This window comes from Bradyrhizobium sp. UFLA06-06 (assembly GCF_054820065.1).
Map to the genome: position 1 here is coordinate 35,034 of NZ_JADFUD010000022.1, position 19,661 is coordinate 54,694.

Here is a 19,661-nt window from a genome sequence, read left to right on the forward strand (position 1 = left end):
TCATGTCATCGTCGTGCACGGCCCTGCTTTCGCCAAATGGCAATGCAAAACACCTGTCTGTGAAGTCATCCGACGCCGAGCTCTGCTAACATCGCAGCCCTTCACCATGCTGCGCCCCGCACGGCGCCGGACAAGCAAGAGGAGTGCTTGGAACAAAGCGCAAGCGCTTGACGGCCTTGGCGCACGGCAAATTTGGCTCACGAATATCTTGGCACAACAAACATCAGCGCGGTCGCAGGCGATGGAAGACGTTCCACACCTCGCGCCGCACAGGTCAATAGCTTAGGCAGAGCGAGGACAGACCATGATCAAACTAAAAATCAACGGCCAGGAACAGAATTGGGACGGCGACCCGGATCTTTCGCTGCTCTGGTATCTCCGTGACGAAGCAGGCCTCACGGGTACCAAGTTCGGCTGCGGCCAGGCGCTGTGCGGCGCCTGCACCGTGATCGTCGACAAGGAGGCGGTCCGCGCCTGCATCACCTCGGTGTCCGACGTCGTCGGCCGCGAGGTCACCACCATCGAGGGGCTGCATCCGACCGGCGACCACCCGGTGCAGAAGGCCTGGCGCCAGGTCAACGTGCCGCAGTGCGGCTACTGCCAGGCCGGCCAGATCATGCAGGCCGCGGCGCTGCTGGACCAGAACCCGAAGCCGAGCCACGACCAGATCCGCGAAGCCATGGCGGGCAATATCTGCCGCTGCGGCTGCTACCAGCGGATCGAGAATGCCGTCCATCTCGCATCGACGGGGGTGTGACATGAACATCCGCACCAATCCCAGCAAGCTTCGCGGCTTCGAGAAGCACGTGAAGGTCGAGAACGTTTCGCGCCGCAGCATCCTCAAGGGGCTCGGCATCGCCGGCTCTTTCGTGCTCGCCGCGCCCGTGATGACGCGCCAGGCGTTCGCCTATGAGACCGGCGCCGGCAAGATGCCGCACGGCGTCGTGGTCGATCCGCGCGTGTTCGTCGCGATCGCCCCCGACGGCATCGTCACCATCCTGGCGCACCGCTCCGAGATGGGCACCGGCGTGCGCACCAGCCTGCCCTTGATCGTCGCCGAGGAAATGGAGGCCGACTGGTCGCGCGTCCATGTCCAGCAGGCGCATGGCGACGAGGTCAAGTTCGGCAACCAGGACACCGACGGCTCGCGCAGCACGCGGCATTATCTGATCCCGATGCGCCAGATCGGCGCCTCGGCGCGCTCGATGCTGGAAGCCGCCGCCGCCAAGAAATGGGGCGTGCCGGTGACCGAGGTGAAGGCGCAGAACCACGAGGTGGTGCACAGCGCGAGCGGCCGGAAGGCTGGCTTCGGCGAACTCGCGGCCGACGCCGCGAAAGAGTCGGTGCCGAGCGTCGAGGGCCTCAAGCTGAAGGACCCCAAGGACTTCCGCTATCTCGGCAAGGGCCAGGTCTCGATCGTCGACCTGCACGACATCACCACCGGCAAGGCGCATTACGGCGCCGATGTCCGGCTGCCCGGCCTGAAATACGCCGTGATCGCGCGTCCGCCGGTCACCGGCGGCAAGCTCAAGTCGTTCGACGACAGCGCGGCCAAGAAGGTGCCGGGCGTCGAGAAGGTGATGGAGGTCAAGGGCTGGCCCTGGCCGTCCAAGTTCCAGCCGCTCGGCGGCGTGGCCGTGATCGCGCGCAACACCGGAGCCGCGATCAAGGGCCGCGACGCGCTGAAGATCGTCTGGGACGACGGCGCCAACGCCAAATACGACTCCGTCACCTATCGTGCCTCGCTCGAGGAAGCCGCGCGAAAGCCCGGCCTCGTGGTGCGCAAGGAAGGCGACGCCGATGCGGCCCTGAAGAGCGCCGACAAGGTGATAACCGGCGAATATTACCTGCCGCATCTCGCCCATGTCAGCATGGAGCCGCCGGTCGCGGTTGCCGACGTCAAGGGCGACAAGGCCACGATCTGGGCGCCGGTGCAGAGCCCCGGCGGCACCCGCGAGGATGTCGCCAAGACGCTCGGCATCCCCGAGGACAATGTCACCGTCGACGTGACGCTGCTCGGCGGCGGCTTCGGCCGCAAGTCGAAATGCGACTTCGCGCTCGAGGCGGCATTGCTGTCGAAGGAGCTCGGCGCGCCGGTCAAGGTGCAGTGGACCCGTGAGGACGACGTGCATCACGACTTCCTGCATACGGTATCGGTGGAACGGATCGAGGCCGGTCTCGACAAGAGCGGCAAGGTGATTGCGTGGCGGCACCGCAGCGTGGCGCCAACGATCGCCTCGACCTTCGCCGCCGGCGCCAATCACGAGGCGCCGTTCGAGCTCGGCATGGGCCTGATCGACAACCCGTTCGAGATCGCCAATTTGCAGTGCGAGAACCCGGAAGCGGCCGCGTTCACGCGGATCGGCTGGTTCCGCTCGGTCTCCAACATCCCGCGCGCCTTCGCGGTGCAATCCATGGTCGGGGAAATCGCGCATGCAACGGGCCGCGACCAGAAGGAGATGCTGCTGGAGCTGATCGGAAGCCCGCGGATCGTCAACCTGTCCTCGGTGAAGGATCCCTGGAACTACGGCGAGCCCTATGACAGCTACCCGATCGACACCGCGCGCTTACGCAAGGTCGTCGAGCTGGTCGCCGAAAAGGGCGAGTGGGGCCGAAAGGTGCCGAAGGGCCACGGCCTCGGCATCGCGGTGCATCGCTCCTTCGTCAGCTACATCGCGACCATCGTCGAGGTGGCGGTCGACGACAAGGGCAAGTTCTCGGTGCCGCGGGTCGATACCGCTATCGATTGCGGCACTTACGTCAATCCGGAGCGGATCCACTCGCAGATCGAAGGCGCTGCGATCATGGGGCTGAGTCTCGCCAAATACGGCGAGATCAGCTTCAAGGACGGCAAGGTGCAGCAGGGCAATTTCGACGACTTCCCGGTGATCCGGATGGACGAGTCGCCCATAATCACCAACGTCTACATCGTGGCGCCCGGCGCCGACACCCCGCCGAGCGGCGTCGGCGAGCCCGGCGTGCCGCCGTTTGCGCCGGCATTGATCAACGCGATCTTTGCCGCGACCGGAAAGCGCATCCGCGCCCTTCCGATCGGCAAGCAGCTGGAGACGTGAGGCTGGAACGTTAGGCGAGACGGGCCGTTCTCATCGATCGCGCTTTAGAGAGAGCAGATCGATGAGAACCCCGCCTCAGACATTCGGGACGCTCGCGGCCGCCTTGTCCGCGGGCGTCTTTCTTTTTGCGACACAGGCTGCGCTCGCACAGTCGGACTCGCCGCCGAAAGCGACCGCGACGCGCCCGGCCAAGGTGCTGCCCGACCAGACGTCAGTTCCGAGCAGCGGCCCGCCGTCGACCACAGGTCAGACCACCGGCGAAGCCAGCCGCGACCCCACGATCAGGCAGATGAACGACGACGAAAAGCGGAAGGTCGACACCAAGGGCAAATAAAGCAAGCGCCGACCGGGAAGCGGCGGTCTCCCCAGCCGCCGCTTCCCGATCGCATCGCCCCCTGTCGCTGAGTCCGACAAAAGCTTGGGAGCATGATCCGATTCAATCGGATCACGCTCCTGATTGCGCGCTTACTTCTTGTCGAGCGCGAACACCCAGATTACGCCGCCTTGCGGGACGTTGTTCTCGAAGCCCTTGACCTTGCCGGCCAGTGCATCCTGGATGCGTTGCGCGTCGACGCCCCAGCCCGACTGGACCGCGATGTATTGCGTTCCGTCGACCTCATAGGACATCGGCATCGCCATGATGCCGGAGTTGGTCTTCTGCTCCCACAACAGCTCGCCGGTCTTGGCGTTGAAGATGCGGAACATCCGGTCGTTGGTGCCGCCGGCGAGAACCAGGTCGCCCGCGGTCGCCGTCACCGAGCCGAACAGCTGCGAGGTCTTGAAGTCGTGCTGCCAGACCTTCTTGCCGGTGGCCGGGTCCCACGCCTGCAACTCGCCGAAATGATCGGCGTTCGGTGCCGGCGTCAGTCCGATGTCCTCCGGCTTGGTGCCGAGCCAGAGCTGGCCGGGCACCAGCGGCTGCTTCTCGCCCGTGAAGCCGCCGCAGAAATTCTCGTTGGCGGGAACGTAGACGAGCTTGGTGCTCTGGCTGTACGCCGCCGACGGCCAATCCTTGCCGCCCCATAGCGACGGGCAGAACTCGACGCGCTTGCCGATCACCGGCTTGTGCTCGGGATCGACGATCGGCCGGCCGGTCTCGGCCTCGATGCCCTTCCAGACATTGGTCTTCACGAACGGCCAGCCGGACACGTAGTTGATCTTGTCGGGCTTGTTCTCGAGCACCCAGAAGATCGCGTCGCGTCCCGGGTGGATCAGGCTCTTGAACGTACGTCCGTCGCGCTGCAGGTCGACCAGCATCGGGGCGTCGACCTCGTCCCAGTCCCAGGAATCGTTCTGGTGATACTGGAAGTGCTTCTTGATCTTGCCCGTCTCGGGATCGAGGCCGATCACCGAGCTGGTGTAGAGGTTGTCGCCGGCGTGGGCCGAGCCCGGCCACGGCGCAGCGTTGCCGACGCCCCAGAGGATCGTCTTGTTGTCCTTGTCGTAGGTGCCGGTCATCCAGGCCGATCCGCCGCCCGACTTCCAGTCGTCGCCGCTCCAGGTCTCGTGCCCGGGCTCGCCTTCGCCGGGGATGGTGAAGGTGCGCCAGAGCTCCTTGCCGCTCTCGGCATCGTAGGCGACGACATAGCCGCGCACGCCGAACTCGCCGCCGGAGCCGCCGACGATCACCTTGCCGTCGATCACCAGCGGCATCAGCGTCAGATACTGGCCCTTCTTGTAGTCCTGGACCTTGGTGTCCCAGACCACCTTGCCGGTCTTGGCGTCGAGCGCGACGACATGGTCGTCGGTGGTGGCGAAATAGACCTTGTCCTGCCACAGGCCGACGCCACGGCTGGTCGGGTGCAGCTGGAACAGATCGTCGGGAAGCTGCCGCTTGTAGCGCCAATACTCCTCGCCGGTCTTGGCGTTGAGCGCGATCACCTGCCCCATCGGGGTCGCGGCGAACATCACGCCGTTGTTGACGATCGGCGGCGCCTCATGCCCCTCGATGACGCCGGTCGAGAAGGTCCAGACCGGCTTGAGGTCCTTGACGTTGGAGGTGTTGATCTGGTTGAGCGGACTGTAGCCCTGTCCGTCATAGGTCCGGCGATACAGCATCCAGTTGCCGGGTTCGGGATTTTCGAGACGCGCCGAGGTCACCGAACTGTAGTTTTCGATCGGCCCCGCGACGGCATAGGTCGAAATGAGGCACGTGAATGCGACACAACTCGACAGTAACCACTGCTTGCTTGTCATGAGATGCTACCTCCCTGCTCTGTTTTGATTTTTTCAGTTTAGGTCATGCAGAAATCCCGATGTGGCCTCATCCTCCCTGCTGAGCACCCACCTTTCCGACGAATGGCGCTGCGACCGTGATCGCGCCGTCGGCAACCGTCAGCGGCAATGCCGCGAGGCGACGTGGCGCCGGCCCGAACACGACCTGCGCATTCTGCCGCGGATCGTATTCGGAGTTGTGACAGAGGCATTTCAGAACGTTCTTGTCGCCCTGCTCTTCCTTCAACCACGCGGTGATCGGACATCCGGCATGCGTGCAGATGACCGAGTAGCAGACGATGCCGTCGGGGGCGCGGGCGCGCGTGGCATCGTCGAGTTCGCTCGGATCGAGCTTGACCAGCACGACCTCGTTCAGCCGCGAGCCCTTGCGGACGACCGAGGTGTTCGGGTCCTGCGGCCAGGCGCGAATCGGCGGGCCGCCCAAGGTGAGATCTTCCGGCTTGATGACCTGGCCCGCCTTGTCGCCTTCGGCGCGCACGAGCCGATCGGCTTTTTGCGGCCGCTCATTGGCGCCGGGCTGTTCGTCATCGTCGGCGGCCGCAGGCTCGATCGCGGCGAGGCAGGCGCAGCTCGCGAGCGCGCTCAACACCGCGCGGCGCGTCGGGTCGGCGCACGAGCCCGACGCATCGGACTCACCAGACTGTTCGATGGAAGAGCTCGGGTTGGATCGCGACATGGCGCAAGCTGAACGTGCAACTCGGCCGAAAAGATGGCGGCACACCTTCTCGATGCACGAACGCATGCGCAAAAAATACGCTGCAGCTTTTGGTTGATCGACGGCGCGGCTTCGCGATTGCTGCGATCAGGGTTCGTTGACGAAGCTCAGCCTGCCGACAGGTTTCAGCGTCTTTGCATCAAATGTGCGGATCTCTGTTGCACCGCCCACATCAAGCGTGAGGATCAATCGCTCGCCGGCGACACCGGTGGCGACGATGCGAGCGCCTTTCGGCAGCGCAGCAGTGACGTCGGAAACGGAAACGGGGCTTCCCTCGCTGCGATAAAGGCGGTAGCCGATGGCAATCAATACGACGGCCACGGCCAGTGCCGAGGTCAGGCCCGCGATCAGCATCATGCGCCGCACCCGCGCGATCAGCGCGGCCTGGTCGGGGGTCGGTTCGGTCACAGCGGTGTCGGTCATCACAAGGCTCTATCTTTGCAAGTGTCTTCGCAACAAGTCTCTTCGAATGGCGGTCGGAAGCTGGCGGTCGTCGTCGCCGGCGACGAGGGCTCGGCCAGGCTTGACCGCGTGCTCGCACAGCGCAGTCCCGAGCTGTCGCGGTCCCGGCTGAAGGCGCTGATCCTCGCCGGTTCCGTGACCGTCAAGGACGCCGTCGTCCGCGACCCCGCTTATCATGTCGCCAAGGGCGATACGATCATAATCGACGTGCCGGAGGCCGCGCCCGCCGAACCCCAAGGCGAAGACATCGCGCTCGATATCGTGTTCGAGGACGACGACATCATCGTCATCGACAAGCCGAGGGGCCTCGTGGTGCATCCCGCCGCCGGCCACGCCAGCGGAACGCTGGTCAACGCGCTGATCGCGCATTGCGGCTCGAGCCTGTCCGGCATCGGCGGGGTCAAGCGGCCGGGCATCGTGCACCGCCTCGACAAGGACACCACCGGACTGATGGTGGTCGCCAAGAACGACCACGCCCACCAGTCGCTGACCGCGCAGTTCGCCGACCATGGCCGCACCGGGCCGATGGAGCGCGGCTACATGGCGTTCGTCTGGGGCGTCCCGAACCGGCCCCACGGCACGATCGACGCGCCGATCGACCGCCACCCGCACGCCCGCGAGAAGATGGCGGTGCGCCAGGGCGGCCGCGAGGCGATCACCCATTTCGAGGTGCTCTCGAGCTTTGCCGGCCGCGACGGCAAGCCGGTCGCCTCGCTGCTGGCGTGCCGGCTCGAGACCGGGCGGACCCATCAGATCCGGGTGCACCTCGCCCATCTCGGCCATCCCCTGCTCGGCGACAGCGTCTACGGCGCCCACTTCAAGACCAAGGCTGGGCAGCTCGGCGCGGAAGGTAAGGACGCACTCACCGCGCTCGGCCGGCAGGCCCTGCACGCCTATCTGCTGGCATTGGAGCACCCCCGGACCGGAGAACTTTTGCACTGGGAGGCGCCTTTGCCGGAGGATTTGCTTCTTCTGCAACGGGCGCTGGAAGCGGCGGTATGACGCACCCCTCCCCGAAAAGCCGCGTTATGACAACAGGTTATACCTGCCACACGGGGACGTGACGTCAGCAATCCTTCCCTATCACGGACAGTTTGGTGTATGTTGCACCTGCGCTGAATATCCAGCGCGGAACATCGCAGCATGGCCGGCTTTAACCCAGCGGCCACCTGCCGGGCCCGCCGCTATCGGGGGCCTGAACCACTGGAGGGCGCTCAAATGGCCCGTACAGCTACGTTGCCGGTCCTCAATGGAGAATCCGGCCTTTCACGTTACCTCGCCGAGATCCGCAAGTTCCCGATGCTGGAACCCCAGCAGGAGTACATGCTCGCCAAACGTTGGCGCGAGCATGACGATCGCGACGCGGCGCATAAGCTCGTCACCAGCCATCTCAGGCTCGTGGCCAAGATCGCCATGGGCTATCGCGGCTACGGCTTGCCGATCTCCGAGGTCGTCTCGGAAGGCAATGTCGGCCTGATGCAGGCGGTGAAGCGATTCGAGCCCGAGAAGGGCTTCCGTCTCGCCACTTACGCCATGTGGTGGATCAAGGCGTCAATACAAGAGTACATTCTGCGTTCCTGGTCGCTCGTGAAGATGGGCACCACCGCGAACCAGAAGAAGCTCTTCTTCAACCTGCGCAAGGCGAAGAGCAAGATCTCCGCTCTGGAAGAGGGTGATCTCCACCCCGACCAGGTCAAGCTGATTGCCAAGCGCCTCGGCGTGACCGATCAGGACGTGATCGACATGAACCGCCGCCTCGGCGGTGACGCGTCGCTCAACGCCCCGATCCGCGACGACGGCGAAGCCGGCGAATGGCAGGACTGGCTGGTCGACAACTCGCCCAACGCCGAAGCCCTGATGGCCGAGAGCGAGGAGTTCGATCATCGCCGCCAGGCCCTGAACGGTGCGATCGGCGTGCTCAACCCGCGCGAACGCCGCATCTTCGAGGCGCGGCGTCTGGCGGACGAGCCGATGACGCTGGAAGACCTCGCCGCCGAGTTCGGCGTGTCGCGCGAGCGCGTGCGGCAGATCGAGGTCCGCGCGTTCGAGAAGGTGCAGTCGGCCGTCAAGGGCACGATCGCCCGGCAGGAAGCCGCCGCTCTCGAAGCCGCGCACTGATCGCGCAGCAGCGAGCCAACAGACACGAAAGCCGGCGGCAACGCCGGCTTTTTTGTTGTTTGCAACGTGGTGCTCGGCACGCACTTCGATCCGGGGCGTGTGGCCATCAATCCGCCTGCCGGCGAATGTCCGCATGAGCCTCGGGTGCGGACACGCGAGGCGCACTTGGTCATGTCAGCTTGTGGCCCACAAGCTGACATCGCTAGTTCGCTGGGTACGCTTCGGGAACGCTCCACCTCACCTATTCGAATGCGAAGATCCGCTTCCAATCCTTCTTCATGTCGACCACGGTCCACCTGTTCACCGCCGCGGCGTCGAGCGCTATTTCGAGTTTGCCAAAATGTGACTGGCGGTCGTAGGCATATTCGCGCTCGGCGTCGGTATGATGGACGATCAGACCAAACCGTGCGCCGCTGGAGCCGAGCGTCGCCCATTGCAGCATTTCGAAATCGCCGTCGGAGTTTCCAAATGCTGCGATCGGACGCCGGCCGATGTGCTCGTTGATACCGATCGGCTTTCCTGCTTTGTCATCGATGAAGTTGACTTCGGGCAGCCGGAAAAGCGTTGGCGCGCCGTCTTTCATTTCGAACCGGGTCTTGATCGACGACCCAATGACGTGCTCCGGCGGCACTCCGTAAATCCTCTCAGTCCACGGACGCATGAACTCGATGCCGCCGCCTGACGCGATGAAGGTCTTGAAGCCGTTGGACCGAAGGTAGGCCAGCAATTCCAGCATCGGCTGATAGATCAGTTCAGTATAGGGCCGCTTGAAGCGCTGATCTCGCGCGGTCGCGAGCCAATCGGTGACGATCCTCTCGAATTCTGCCGTCGTCATGCCGGCATGCGTGACGGCGATGATTTCGACCGACCCTTTTTCGCCGGAAGCCGCCAACGCCTTCAGGTCACCGTCCAGCACCGCTGCGAACGGCTGCTTGGTCTTCCAGTCCGGGTGCATTGGCGCCAGCGCCTTCACTCGGTCGAGGGCGAAGGCCAATTGCACATACATCGGCTGCTCGACCCAAAGGGTGCCGTCGTTATCGAAGGTCGCGATGCGCTGCTCGACAGGAACGAAGAAGGGTCCGCCTTGCGTCGTGACGCGGGTGACAAAATCGAGGATCGAAGCCTTGGTCTCGCCCTCGTTCCATGACGGCAATGGATCGCGCTGCGCTTGCGCCACCGCGGGCGCGGAACGGAGTAAAGCAGAGAGCAAGGGGACGGTCGCCAGCGAGGAGAGGAGGACGCGGCGGTCCATGCGAGGAAACTGCGGATTCATGATCGCCTCCCCGGATAGTGCCGCTCGGTGCCACAGTTGAAGGCGCTGATGTTGCAACAGCCGATGTCGTCGCCCATGATGGCGAGAATGCTGGGCCAAGTGTTCGGGGTCGTACTCATCCTCGATCTCCATGGCGTTGAATTGCGTTGCTGCATGTCGCTGTTCAAAAGCGAGTCATGTTCGCGGCCGGCGGGTTCGGCGATTTCACAAGGCTTGCCTTGTATTCCTCGACCGTCTTCAGCGCCGGGCCGATCACCCATTCGTACATCTCTCCGATGTTGTGTTCTTCGTGGGGGTCCGCTTCGATATTGAACACCTTGGGATAGCCGTTCATCGGTGCCGCGCTGGCGCCGACTCCGCCCAAGAGGGTCGCGCCGCCGGGGCCGCTACGGCCCGGCGCCACGTCGACAAAATAGATGCGGAACTGCTTCCAGCGCACCGCAACGAGAGACGGGCCGACGAAGGTTAGGAGGTGTTCGCGACGCCCGTTGTCGTTCCCGCCAAGCAGCAGGTCGGTCTGATCGATGCCGTCGATCGGGCGATCATCCGGCACCTTGCCGCCGGCTATCCGCGCGAAGGTCGGGAAGAAATCCATGATCGAAAACATGGCGTTGGACGATCGAGGCCTTACTCGCTCCGGCCAGCGAATGATGGCGGCGGTGCGGATCGATCCTTCACTTATGTCACCCAGCGCCCCGCGCCACGGCCCGGACGAGCCCATGTCCGGCATGTCGCCGCCGAATGGGCGCGAGACGGGACCGTCAGGGCCATTGTCGGACGCGAACACCACGATGGTGTCGCGCGCGAGACCGAGCTGATCGAGTGCATCGAGCATTCTGCCGACGATGGCGTCGCCTTCCATCAGGGAATCACCGAACTGGCCGACGCGGGATTGGCCCTCGAACCGCTTTGACGGCAGGTTCGGAAAGTGCGTCCGCGACATCGGCAGATAGAGGAAGAACGGTTTGCCGACGGCCTTCTGGCGCCGCATGAAATCGACGCCGCGCTCCGCCAGCTCCCAGTCGATCTCGCGCCGCACGTCCGCCGTGTAGGGTTTCACCGCTTTAAGCGGCTCCCCACGCGCGGCCTCCACGATCTGTGGCCCCTTATCGATCGGGATATCGAGCGTCTTGGTTTGCCGAGCCTGCTCGATCATGAGGAAGGCATCCCAGGTGTCGCCGGGTGGGATGCCGTAGAATTCGTCGAAACCCTTGTTCTGCGGCTGGCTGTAAGGCTGGGCACCGAGATGCCATTTGCCAAAGATCGCCGTGGCGTAACCTGCCTCGCGTAGCATTCCAGCTATGGTGATTTCTGTTGCCGGCAGCGAGATTGGAGTGCCCTCGACAGCAACCAGCGACAGACCGGAGCGAATGGAATAGCGTCCGGTCATCAAGGCGGCGCGCGACGGGGTACAGGACGGCTCGACCAGGAACTGCGTCAGCCGCAAGCCTTCGGCGGCAAGCCGGTCGATGCGCGGCGTCGGCGCCCCGCGCAGTTCGCCGCCGCCGTAAGCTCCGATGTCGCCATAGCCGATGTTGTCGGCGAGAATGAGGAGAATGTTCGGCTTTTGCTGTTGTGCTGACGCGGGAGCGACCATCATGGCAACGAATGATGCCACCATGCCGAAACAGATGTGCCTGCGCCGAATCATCCTCGATCTCCGGCGGTCGCAGTCAGAGAGCTTCGGCCCAATCTTCGTTGAGAGCCTCATCTTGCACTTCTCGTGGAGTTTCTGGATGCCCGGGGACAGGCGGCCGGCGCTTACGCGCCGACCGCTTCTGTTGTTCTCAATCGCGGCCGGATGTTGCCATCAGTCGCTGCGGCCGGCCGTCTTCATGTCCTTCACTCGCTGCATGACCTGTTCCAGGTTGTAGCTGGCCGGGTCCTGCAGCGGCGGGAATTTGATGAAGGTCTCTAGGTGCCTCAGCCACAGCTGCTGGCCGATCGGCAGCATGTTCCAATCATAGACGTAGGCAGTAGACGGAGAAGCAATAGCCCCGGCCATGCCGAACAACGTCTTCAGCTGTGTACCAACGGAGGTTTCGAAAGGATCGCGCTTGATGTTGACGACCTGGGTCCAGGAGTAGGGCTGCACACCGGCAATGAAGCCAGCTGGTGAGTCCGACACCATCGCGAAGTACATCTTCCAGTTCTTGTAGCGGACCGCCGACGGCTCCTTGCCGGAGTAATACAGGAAGTGGTCGCGGGCCGACTTGTCGGACTTGCCGCTCAGATAGTCGATCTGATTAACACCGTCGAGGGTGGTCTTGACCATATTAGGATAGCCGGCCTCGACCTGTTGCTTCAGTGCGTCGCCCTTGGGCCCGCCGGCGATCTCGACGAGGGTCGGGAGCCAGTCGAGGGCGGAAAACATTTCGTTCTTGACCGTGCCGGGCTTGATCACGCCGGGCCAGCGAATCACCATCGGAGCGCGCATGCCGCCCTCCCAGGTGCTGAGCTTGCCGCCCTTGAACGGTGTGACGCCGCCGTCCGGGAAGGTGATGGTCTCGGCGCCGTTGTCGGTGGTGAAGACGACGATCGTGTTGTCGAGTTGGCCCATGTCTTCGAGCTTCTTCAGCACCACGCCGATGTTGTCATCCATCTGCTTCATGCCGGCTTCGTTGACGCCCCAATCCTTGCCGCCAGGCTCGCCCACCATGTTCAGATACTTGTCCGGCAGCACGGTCGTGATGTGCATGCGCGCCGGGTTGTACCAGGCGAAGAACGGCTTGTTGGTCTTCTTCGGGTCGTTGCGATCGAGGAAGTCAACGACCTTGGCCGAGATTTCTTCGTCCACGGTCTTGGATCGCTCGAGAGTCAGCGGGCCCTCATCCTTGCAGGTCATGTTCTTTGCGGTGCCGTCCGAGGACTTGCAGGCGAGCATCGGACGCGGCGGCGTCAGGCAAACCGTGGTCCTGGGATCTACAGCGCCGGGGACCTCAGCCACGCCGGGGATCGGCGTGTTCTTGCATGGCGGCGCAAGGGTCTGCTGGGTCGCGGTTTTGTTGATGTCGGGGAAGCTCACCCCTTGCATGGCGTCGAGGTGATAGAGATAGCCCCAGTATTCCTGGAAGCCTTGCGCAGCCGGCAGCGACTCGGTGTGGTCGCCGAGATGGTTCTTGCCGAACTCGCCGGTGGTGTAGCCGAGATCGAGCAGGAACTTGGCAAGCGTCGGCGTCCCCGTCCGCAGATAGGATGGGCTACCGGGAATTTCCGGCAAGACCATGCCGACGCGAACGGGCTGCATGCCGGTTAAGAAGGCCGTACGCCCGGCCGTGCAACTCTGCTCGGCGTAGTAGTGCGTGAACATCGCGCCTTCGTTGCCGATGCGATCGATATTCGGCGTCTCCCCGACCATCAATCCGCGATGGTAGATGCTCGGCTGCATCCAGCCGATGTCGTCACCCATGATGAAGAGAATGTTTGGTTTTTGCTGGTTTTGCGCCAAGGCCGGTGTACTGACCGGACCGGACAAGGCCATCAGCATCGTCGTGCTGAGCAGCGAGGCGCAGGTCCCCTTGAGCCAGCCAGATGTCTTGCGGGGTGGCGTTCCAGTAGGGGGCGACGGCTCGTCGGGCAATATAGAACTCAACATGGCTACGCTCTCCTGTTTATGATGCATTGGGAACTCCCCGACTGATGCATCGAAAGCCAAGATGATTCGTGGAAGTATCAACCGGCTCCGCGTGACGCGCTGCCGGCCGGTAGCGTCGGCAGTAATTCGGCGCGCACAAATGCGAGCCGCCTTTGATGACCTTCCGTGGAATCTTCACGTTGGTTGTTCTTGGGTCGTAGCTGTCGGTCTCACGCCCGCCGCGCGGATTCTCCGGGATGCAGCAGGCCTTCGTCACATCCGCCTCATGCCTGGGGGAATACCAGTCGGCTGTCCATTCCCAGACGTTGCCGATCATGTCGTAAAGGCCGTAGCCGTTCGGCGGGAATGCGGTGACTGGCGAGGTGCGTTCGAAACCGTCGGCATTGGTGTTTTGGTGCGGAAAATCACCCTGCCAGGTGTTAGCCATGTGACGGCCGCGCGGCATGAATTCGTCACCCCACGCATACTCGGCGTCATCGAGCCCGCCGCGTGCCGCAATCTCCCACTCCGCTTCGGTCGGCAGTTCCTTGCCAGCCCATTGCGCGTACGCAAGCGCGTCGTTGAAAGCCACGTGCACGACGGGATGATGATCGAGCGCATCGATGTTGCTATTCGGTCCGTAGGGATGCCGCCAGTCAGCCCCCCTCGCGAAGGTCCACCACTGGCTGAAGTCGCGCAGGCCGACCGGGTGCCGTGGCGGCAAGAACATCAGGGAGCCCGCATAAATCATGTGCGGTAGGATCCCGGGATAGTCTCTCGGGTCGGGCGCAATCTCGGCCACGGTAACGTGACCTGTAGCCTTGACGAACTTTCCGAACTGCCTGTTTGTGACAGGATGGCGATCCATCCAGAAGCCATCGACACTCACCCGATGTGCCGGCGCCTCCTCCGGATAATGCTTGTCCGACCCCATGCGGAATGTCCCGCCGGGTATGAAGATCATCTGGTCGATATCTGACGGACCATCGCAAATGGCGATATCGCGCGCGCGCCTGGACTTCGCTCGCAAGGGGTCACCTCCCAGCCGGTCTTTTCCGCGCTACGAGGCAAAACCCTCGCGTGATATCGGACCGTGGTCCAATATCTGCGCGCGCGGCCTCTGTTCGACCCACGGATGCCGCGGTGCCGCACTGGCCGCCCTGAAGCTGATACAGGTGACACTCACTCGCTTAAGGCGATCTTGATCTAGATCAAGGTGGGACTGCCTTCGGGAGCAGCATTCCGGGAAGCACTGGACGTATGCCCATCAATCCGCCTGCCGACGAATGTCCGCATCAGCCTCGGGTGCGGACAAACGAAGCGCACTTGGTCATGTCGGCTAAGGGGCCAATTTCGGACATTCCCGACAGGCCGCAGTGTCTTCGTGCAACGCCACCTGTTCCCCGGATGCGTCAGGTGGCGTAGAATGTCACGGCCCTTGAAACGGGACGCGCCGAAATCACCGTCCGGGCAAACGAGCAGCACTGGTGCCATCGGCAGGCACGCTCTCCTAGAGGCCGTTCTTTTTTCGGTTTCGCACCACCGTTCACCACGAACCTTGCGCGCTGCGTTTGCGGCGGCTCGTTCGGTAACGTCGGGAGAAAAGCGATGAGGAAGGTCGATCGAAGGTCCGCACTGGGAATCGCGTTGGCAGCGGTTTCGACTGCCATGATCAAGCCCGCCGAGGCTCAAGCCACGGGCTACAAGGATACGGCACCTTGGCCAGGTGTCGTGGTGCGTGAATATGAAGGCGAGACACCATCCCTGATCCCAGGATTCAAGACAGTCTCAATGCGCGATGTCATTATGCAGCCGGGATCGAAGACCATGGGTCCCCCGATGATGAATGCCATGATCTGCCATATCACCGAAGGGGAGCTTCGGCTTGATCAGGAGGGAAAGACCTTTACGGGCAAGAAGAATTTTGTCTGGACCTGTAACAAGGAAACAAAAGAACAGGCGTACAATGACGGGAATGTGGTCGCGATCATGCGGATCACGGACCTGAAGGCCTAAGGCTCTTGTTTCTTCGCAAGAGATCGATTGCAGGGGCAGATGGCGCACGCGACGACGCGCCATCCGCCGGCAGGACCGCTTCGGGTCGGAAGGCGTAACGCGCGCAGCACAAGGTTGATGGGTATCGCTCCACCCATCCTACGAAGCTGGTTCTTGGCACGATGCTTCGGCACGCGCCTCGATCCAAGACGTAGGCGCATAGATCCGCCTGCCGACGAATGTCCGCATCAGCCTCGGGTGCGGACAAACGAGGCGCTCTTGGCTGTGTCGGCCAAGGGCCGGGAGCGGTAGCAGCCGATCCGAAAGTGCCACGACACCTAGCGTGTATCCATTGGTTGGGTCTGATCCCTCAGCAAGAGAAGTCCATCAGGAAAGCGAACCCATTCAAGTTTTGACTCGCACCAGGCAGCTACCTTGGGCGCAGGGAAAGCTGGATCGGCGAAGCATCCAACCGGAATGCCGATGACGTCGGGCAAAAGTTCAAGACTTGTGCTCACTGTCGAACCACACACGGGACAAAACTCGAATAGGACGTTCCCGCCTGACGCACCCTTGCGACTATAAGTTAGGCCCTTGCCCGAACGATCCCTCACCTGGTTAGAGTTCCATCGGGATGAAAGTGCGAATGCAGATCCCGAACGCTTCTGGCATCGCGTACAGTTACAGGCTGAAACCAAGGCGGGTTCGCCTTCAACCGTGAGACTTAGCTGTCCGCACTGGCAGCTGGCCATTCGCGTCATGTTGTCCCCCTCTGCGATTAGAGATGATACGACATTTCACCTGACACAACCTTAGATTACTATTGCGTCGATTCCATTGCGAACGCGTTCAGTTTGTTGCCGTCCAAATCGCGGAAATAGAAGGCCGCGGCTCTCGGCAAATCGTTAGTCCCCAGCGTCACATAGCCAATCATTCATTATTCCTCCGGCTGTGGCTGCGACAATTCGATGCGCCCTTCGAGTATACTTAAACTTATGGTTGCGTCCAGAATCTGACGAATCTTCGACAACACGAGTTTAGGCTCGCAAGGTTGTAATCGGCGCGGATCGGAAGCTGCGCAACAGGCCCTGAGATGGTGCATTCAACCCAGGTCATCAAAGCTGGGCTGCCTATCATGGGTGAGGGCCAATGTCTCTTGCGGGTCACAAGCCGACCATGGCGGCCCGCTTGGCCCCGGTCGGCTTGCCTCCCGAAAGCGGATATTTCTGCCTTCAAGGTCGGCTAAGGGCCAGAAGCGGATAAGGCCGCTTTGACTGGACGACCGAAATGATGCGTTCGATATCCATCGGGCCATGCAGCGTGCTCAAGTGCGCGAGCACTGGCTCAACCATGGGCCTGAGTTACTGCTGGTTCGGCTGAATGAAAGACGCCACCAGTTAAAGCAGCCCTAAACAAGAACCGGCCCACCGCCAACCGCGCGATCGACGATGGGCCGTTCCGGGTGGATGGCACGGGCTCGGTGTTTCAAGCGTCGCACCACAGACCCTACTCTCAATATCTGTACTTGGAGGTGGTTCCTACGGATTGGGCTGGCGGCCTTGCTCTTTAGGGTCCGGCTTTTCGTCCTGCTCAACCTCTTGCAGCACTCTATCAACAACGGCTTGAGTGCGTGTGTCATGCAGCTCTTCGGCGTACGCCGAAGCTACCTCTAAGTGAAAGCGCATTTGAGTGCGCAACGCTTGTTCGGGACCGGCCATGCCATAGGATCGCAGGATCGGTCGATAAATCCATTCACATAGGTAAGAAAGCCAAGGTGCCCTTATTTGGCACTGACGTTCAAGCGCACAGCGCGACCAAGCTGTATAAGACTTGGCGACGCTGGCACTCGAACTGGAAAATGCAATCCTCCAGCAGGAGAGATACGGCTGAGCGAGCGGAAGGTTGCTAAGGTCGGCGGTCCAGCTCCGCTATTTGCTCTTCGATGTCCTTGATTATGTCCATGAGCAAAAACCGCAGAACGTCATCGGCGAAACGCTCCGAAAGCCCACGATAGCCGCGCAGCTTCTGTTCGAGTTCTTGCTTCGCCTCCTCTCGATTCACGTCGGCCCGGGAGAGCGTAGCCACTCGCTCACGTGCGCGCCGGTCTCGGCTTGCCTGGCGCGCTTCAACAGCGCCTCCTTCTCAACACCTGGCGGCATCGACTTGGCCCGTTCGCGCATCTCTTCGGCCTGTCCGGCAAGCCGCTGTTCCAGCGTCTCAGTTTGAATGCTCCGGCGTCTAATTGGTCCCATGCGAATTTCCTCATTGGGTTCCTGCCCGGAACGAGGGACTCAAGTCGGGAAGCCGCGCAACGTTCCTCGGACCCGCCAACTGAGGCAGCCGGCGAGGTTCATTGCGATGCCGCTCCCTTTTCCTCAAACAGGATAATGCTGACCTCTCCGCACGCCTCGCAGCGTTGCGTCAGGAAGCGCGTTCCAGTCTGCGTGTCGGGAAAGCTGCGGAGGTTGGTCAGCTCTCGCCCGCACTTGCAGCGACGGAAAGCTTCTTCTGCTTTGAGCATCGCATGATCTCCACCGATCATGCTGACCCAACAGACCGGAGTTAAGTCCGTTCCGGACTTAATTAGGGAAACTCGGTTCACCCATGGAGGCCCGTGGTAACACCTGTCTCTTATACACATGTTCGTCGGCAGCGTCAGATGTGTATAAGAGACAGCCAGAGACGGCGCGGTGAGGCGGCCCCAGTGTTCGTTCCAACGTGCTGGGGCCGTTTCTTGTCACCGTGTTTCTACGGAATCTGCTTTGGCGCAGAAGGGGCCTAGGGTCCTAATACCGGGCTATTTCATAAAGATCATTTTTTTGGTTATCCGGCAGGGGTCGCTTGCGTTGGCGGCCCCTATTTTATGTGAGTTGCGCCCTGCGCCGGTGCCTAAGACGGACAGCACTCTACCGTCCTGTCAGAACGGATGGTGATACCAGACCAATCCGGGAACATGGCAGTTGGCCGGGAGTCCGCTTCGGGTCAAAAGCCGCCTATGGTGGCTAAACCGGGCGGCAATAGAAACTCGTATATTAGTGCCGCAACTGTCGCGTCCGCATTATCGACCTCGAAGCTTACGGCTCAGACTTGAAAGCGATCATCGAACAAGGGCCACGCAAGTCCTGCTTTGAGTTACTGGGCGTCGGCCATCTTCGGTCGAGACGACTGCGGTTGCGCGTTGACTGCCGAGGGCCGGCTCGACGGCGACGCCGGTTCCGGCGATGAGACGCCAGCATCGGGCGGCGAGCCCTGGGATGGTCGATGGGCAGCTTGTGCCGGAAGCACGATCACTTTCGCTCCGACTTTCACCCGATCATAAAGGTCCGTGACGTCGTCATTGGTCAGCCGGATGCAGCCGGACGAAACCCGCTTCCCGATCGTATCGGGCTTGTTGGTGCCGTGAATTCTATATTCGGTATCGCCCAGATACATCGCCCGGGCACCGAGCGGATTGCCGGGACCGCCCGCCATGAACCGCGGCAGATAAGGCTGGCGCGAAAGCATCTCTGCAGGCGGACGCCAATCCGGCCATTCCGTCTTGCGGGCCACGACCTGTTCACCGGACCATGTGAAACCTTCGCGGCCGACACCGATGCCGTAGCGCATCGCCTGCCCGCCGTTCAGAACGAGATAGAGAAATGTGTTTCCGGTATCGATGACGACGGTGCCCGGCGGCTGGTGACTGACGTAGTCAACCACCTGCCGAACAAATCTTCCGGGAGCATCAGCGGCTTTTGGTGTTTCGATCCGGGGTGCGGGGACCGGGATTGGAACCGGAACTGGCGCTGGAGCCTGAACCGGCGCTGCTACGTGAATGGGAGTCGACGGCGTCGGACTAGATGGCGCCGGCACCTGGTGCGCGGCTTGCTTCCGTATCGGTTGAACGCTCGCCGGCCGCCACAGCAAGCTGTACCCCAATGCGGCAGCGGCCACGACGCCAACTACAACTCTTCCGGCGATCGGCAGGGTGAGCGTTTCGATCTTTCCACGTTTGGCCCGCTTGCCCATACCTCTCCCCCGATCCCAAGCCCGGAAGAGGTACCCGGCAAATTTTAACAAGCCTCGAAGCGATTTCGCTCAGGCTGGAAATCGCCAAGCGTCGTTAACGGCGGCTCTGGTTCTGCAACACCCGTCGTCCACATTCGATCGCCGGTTCCGGAAATGCGCCGCGGCAAATCGCGCCCTATAGATCAGCCTGTCAATGCGGACGAGCGC

At 62.2% G+C, this 19,661-nt stretch carries 18 protein-coding genes; 6 read left to right on the forward strand and 12 right to left on the reverse strand.

The genetic code is table 11. The annotated features are described in order from the left end of the window. Positions 1 to 304 precede the first annotated feature (304 nt). The 3 genes from IF803_RS20055 to IF803_RS20065 all read left to right on the forward strand — a co-directional run bounded on the left by IF803_RS20055 (position 305) and on the right by IF803_RS20065 (position 3,408). Positions 305 to 757: a (2Fe-2S)-binding protein gene (locus IF803_RS20055; RefSeq protein ID WP_028333166.1), complete on the forward strand. Its 453-nt coding sequence runs from the start codon at positions 305 to 307 to the stop codon at positions 755 to 757. Position 758: 1 nt separating this feature from the next. Further along, positions 759 to 3,074 carry a xanthine dehydrogenase family protein molybdopterin-binding subunit gene (locus tag IF803_RS20060; RefSeq protein WP_461193195.1) on the forward strand — a complete coding sequence of 772 codons (2,316 nt, stop codon included), beginning with the start codon at positions 759 to 761 and terminating at the stop codon, positions 3,072 to 3,074. Positions 3,075 to 3,135: 61 nt separating this feature from the next. Further along, the gene (locus IF803_RS20065) at positions 3,136 to 3,408 is read left to right on the forward strand and encodes a hypothetical protein (protein WP_028343439.1); all 273 of its coding nucleotides are present in this window, start codon (positions 3,136 to 3,138) and stop codon (positions 3,406 to 3,408) included. Between the two features lie 131 nt (positions 3,409 to 3,539). On the opposite strand, the gene IF803_RS20070 is transcribed toward IF803_RS20065, so the two are convergent. From IF803_RS20070 to IF803_RS20080, 3 genes are all read right to left on the reverse strand, one after another. Continuing rightward, a complete protein-coding gene (locus tag IF803_RS20070; RefSeq protein ID WP_028343438.1) occupies positions 3,540 to 5,270 on the reverse strand; it encodes a methanol/ethanol family PQQ-dependent dehydrogenase in 1,731 nt (576 codons plus the stop codon). 67 nt (positions 5,271 to 5,337) lie between these two features. After that, on the reverse strand, positions 5,338 to 5,985 hold the full coding sequence (locus tag IF803_RS20075; RefSeq protein ID WP_461193196.1) for a QcrA and Rieske domain-containing protein: 648 nt from the start codon (positions 5,983 to 5,985) through the stop codon (positions 5,338 to 5,340). Between the two features lie 126 nt (positions 5,986 to 6,111). Further along, complete coding sequence (locus IF803_RS20080; RefSeq protein ID WP_018269854.1) at positions 6,112 to 6,447, reverse strand: hypothetical protein; 336 nt, start codon at positions 6,445 to 6,447, stop codon at positions 6,112 to 6,114. Positions 6,448 to 6,468: 21 nt separating this feature from the next. Between IF803_RS20080 and IF803_RS20085 the strand changes: the two genes are divergently transcribed. Beyond that, entirely contained in the window at positions 6,469 to 7,488 is a 1,020-nt protein-coding gene (locus tag IF803_RS20085) for an RluA family pseudouridine synthase (protein WP_461193197.1), read from the forward strand. 216 nt (positions 7,489 to 7,704) lie between these two features. Continuing rightward, entirely contained in the window at positions 7,705 to 8,604 is a 900-nt protein-coding gene (rpoH, locus tag IF803_RS20090; protein ID WP_028343435.1) for an RNA polymerase sigma factor RpoH, read from the forward strand. A 241-nt stretch (positions 8,605 to 8,845) separates the two neighbouring features. On the opposite strand, the gene IF803_RS20095 is transcribed toward rpoH, so the two are convergent. The 4 genes from IF803_RS20095 to IF803_RS20110 form a co-directional block, all read right to left on the reverse strand. Next, positions 8,846 to 9,877 carry an HAD family hydrolase gene (locus IF803_RS20095; protein WP_461193253.1) on the reverse strand — a complete coding sequence of 344 codons (1,032 nt, stop codon included), beginning with the start codon at positions 9,875 to 9,877 and terminating at the stop codon, positions 8,846 to 8,848. A gap of 163 nt (positions 9,878 to 10,040) precedes the next feature. Then, on the reverse strand, positions 10,041 to 11,528 hold the full coding sequence (locus IF803_RS20100; protein ID WP_461193198.1) for an arylsulfatase: 1,488 nt from the start codon (positions 11,526 to 11,528) through the stop codon (positions 10,041 to 10,043). Positions 11,529 to 11,687: 159 nt separating this feature from the next. Next, complete coding sequence (locus IF803_RS20105; RefSeq protein WP_370143915.1) at positions 11,688 to 13,364, reverse strand: arylsulfatase; 1,677 nt, start codon at positions 13,362 to 13,364, stop codon at positions 11,688 to 11,690. Between the two features lie 124 nt (positions 13,365 to 13,488). Then, positions 13,489 to 14,415: a formylglycine-generating enzyme family protein gene (locus tag IF803_RS20110; RefSeq protein WP_461193254.1), complete on the reverse strand. Its 927-nt coding sequence runs from the start codon at positions 14,413 to 14,415 to the stop codon at positions 13,489 to 13,491. Positions 14,416 to 15,059: 644 nt separating this feature from the next. Here IF803_RS20110 and IF803_RS20115 point away from each other — a divergent pair. After that, entirely contained in the window at positions 15,060 to 15,467 is a 408-nt protein-coding gene (locus tag IF803_RS20115) for a hypothetical protein (RefSeq protein WP_304498854.1), read from the forward strand. A 317-nt stretch (positions 15,468 to 15,784) separates the two neighbouring features. Here the strand turns inward: IF803_RS20115 and IF803_RS20120 are convergent, their stop codons facing one another. The 5 genes from IF803_RS20120 to IF803_RS20140 all read right to left on the reverse strand — a co-directional run bounded on the left by IF803_RS20120 (position 15,785) and on the right by IF803_RS20140 (position 19,454). After that, positions 15,785 to 16,207, reverse strand: a complete 423-nt coding sequence (locus IF803_RS20120) for a GFA family protein (RefSeq protein ID WP_461193199.1) — start codon at positions 16,205 to 16,207, stop codon at positions 15,785 to 15,787. Positions 16,208 to 16,984: 777 nt separating this feature from the next. Continuing rightward, on the reverse strand, positions 16,985 to 17,164 hold the full coding sequence (locus IF803_RS20125; RefSeq protein WP_461193200.1) for a hypothetical protein: 180 nt from the start codon (positions 17,162 to 17,164) through the stop codon (positions 16,985 to 16,987). 187 nt (positions 17,165 to 17,351) lie between these two features. Continuing rightward, positions 17,352 to 17,531, reverse strand: a complete 180-nt coding sequence (locus IF803_RS20130; protein ID WP_461193201.1) for a hypothetical protein — start codon at positions 17,529 to 17,531, stop codon at positions 17,352 to 17,354. Between the two features lie 265 nt (positions 17,532 to 17,796). Continuing rightward, positions 17,797 to 17,967, reverse strand: a complete 171-nt coding sequence (locus tag IF803_RS20135; RefSeq protein ID WP_461193202.1) for a hypothetical protein — start codon at positions 17,965 to 17,967, stop codon at positions 17,797 to 17,799. A gap of 611 nt (positions 17,968 to 18,578) precedes the next feature. Continuing rightward, positions 18,579 to 19,454 carry a L,D-transpeptidase gene (locus IF803_RS20140; RefSeq protein WP_461193203.1) on the reverse strand — a complete coding sequence of 292 codons (876 nt, stop codon included), beginning with the start codon at positions 19,452 to 19,454 and terminating at the stop codon, positions 18,579 to 18,581. Between the last annotated feature and the right edge of the window lie 207 nt (positions 19,455 to 19,661).

What these genes read in the sequence shown, in the direction of transcription:
- IF803_RS20055 (WP_028333166.1), top strand. Translation starts at nt 305, where the DNA reads ATGATCAAACTAAAAATCAACGGCCAGGAACAGAATTGGGACGGCGAC.
- IF803_RS20060 (WP_461193195.1), top strand. Translation starts at nt 759, where the DNA reads ATGAACATCCGCACCAATCCCAGCAAGCTTCGCGGCTTCGAGAAGCAC.
- IF803_RS20065 (WP_028343439.1), top strand. Translation starts at nt 3,136, where the DNA reads ATGAGAACCCCGCCTCAGACATTCGGGACGCTCGCGGCCGCCTTGTCC.
- IF803_RS20070 (WP_028343438.1), bottom strand. Translation starts at nt 5,270, where the DNA reads ATGACAAGCAAGCAGTGGTTACTGTCGAGTTGTGTCGCATTCACGTGC.
- IF803_RS20075 (WP_461193196.1), bottom strand. Translation starts at nt 5,985, where the DNA reads ATGTCGCGATCCAACCCGAGCTCTTCCATCGAACAGTCTGGTGAGTCC.
- IF803_RS20080 (WP_018269854.1), bottom strand. Translation starts at nt 6,447, where the DNA reads ATGACCGACACCGCTGTGACCGAACCGACCCCCGACCAGGCCGCGCTG.
- rpoH (WP_028343435.1), top strand. Translation starts at nt 7,705, where the DNA reads ATGGCCCGTACAGCTACGTTGCCGGTCCTCAATGGAGAATCCGGCCTT.
- IF803_RS20095 (WP_461193253.1), bottom strand. Translation starts at nt 9,877, where the DNA reads ATGAATCCGCAGTTTCCTCGCATGGACCGCCGCGTCCTCCTCTCCTCG.
- IF803_RS20100 (WP_461193198.1), bottom strand. Translation starts at nt 11,528, where the DNA reads ATGATTCGGCGCAGGCACATCTGTTTCGGCATGGTGGCATCATTCGTT.
- IF803_RS20105 (WP_370143915.1), bottom strand. Translation starts at nt 13,364, where the DNA reads ATGCTGATGGCCTTGTCCGGTCCGGTCAGTACACCGGCCTTGGCGCAA.
- IF803_RS20110 (WP_461193254.1), bottom strand. Translation starts at nt 14,415, where the DNA reads ATGATCTTCATACCCGGCGGGACATTCCGCATGGGGTCGGACAAGCAT.
- IF803_RS20115 (WP_304498854.1), top strand. Translation starts at nt 15,060, where the DNA reads ATGAGGAAGGTCGATCGAAGGTCCGCACTGGGAATCGCGTTGGCAGCG.
- IF803_RS20120 (WP_461193199.1), bottom strand. Translation starts at nt 16,207, where the DNA reads ATGACGCGAATGGCCAGCTGCCAGTGCGGACAGCTAAGTCTCACGGTT.
- IF803_RS20125 (WP_461193200.1), bottom strand. Translation starts at nt 17,164, where the DNA reads ATGGCCGGTCCCGAACAAGCGTTGCGCACTCAAATGCGCTTTCACTTA.
- IF803_RS20135 (WP_461193202.1), bottom strand. Translation starts at nt 17,967, where the DNA reads ATGCTCAAAGCAGAAGAAGCTTTCCGTCGCTGCAAGTGCGGGCGAGAG.
- IF803_RS20140 (WP_461193203.1), bottom strand. Translation starts at nt 19,454, where the DNA reads ATGGGCAAGCGGGCCAAACGTGGAAAGATCGAAACGCTCACCCTGCCG.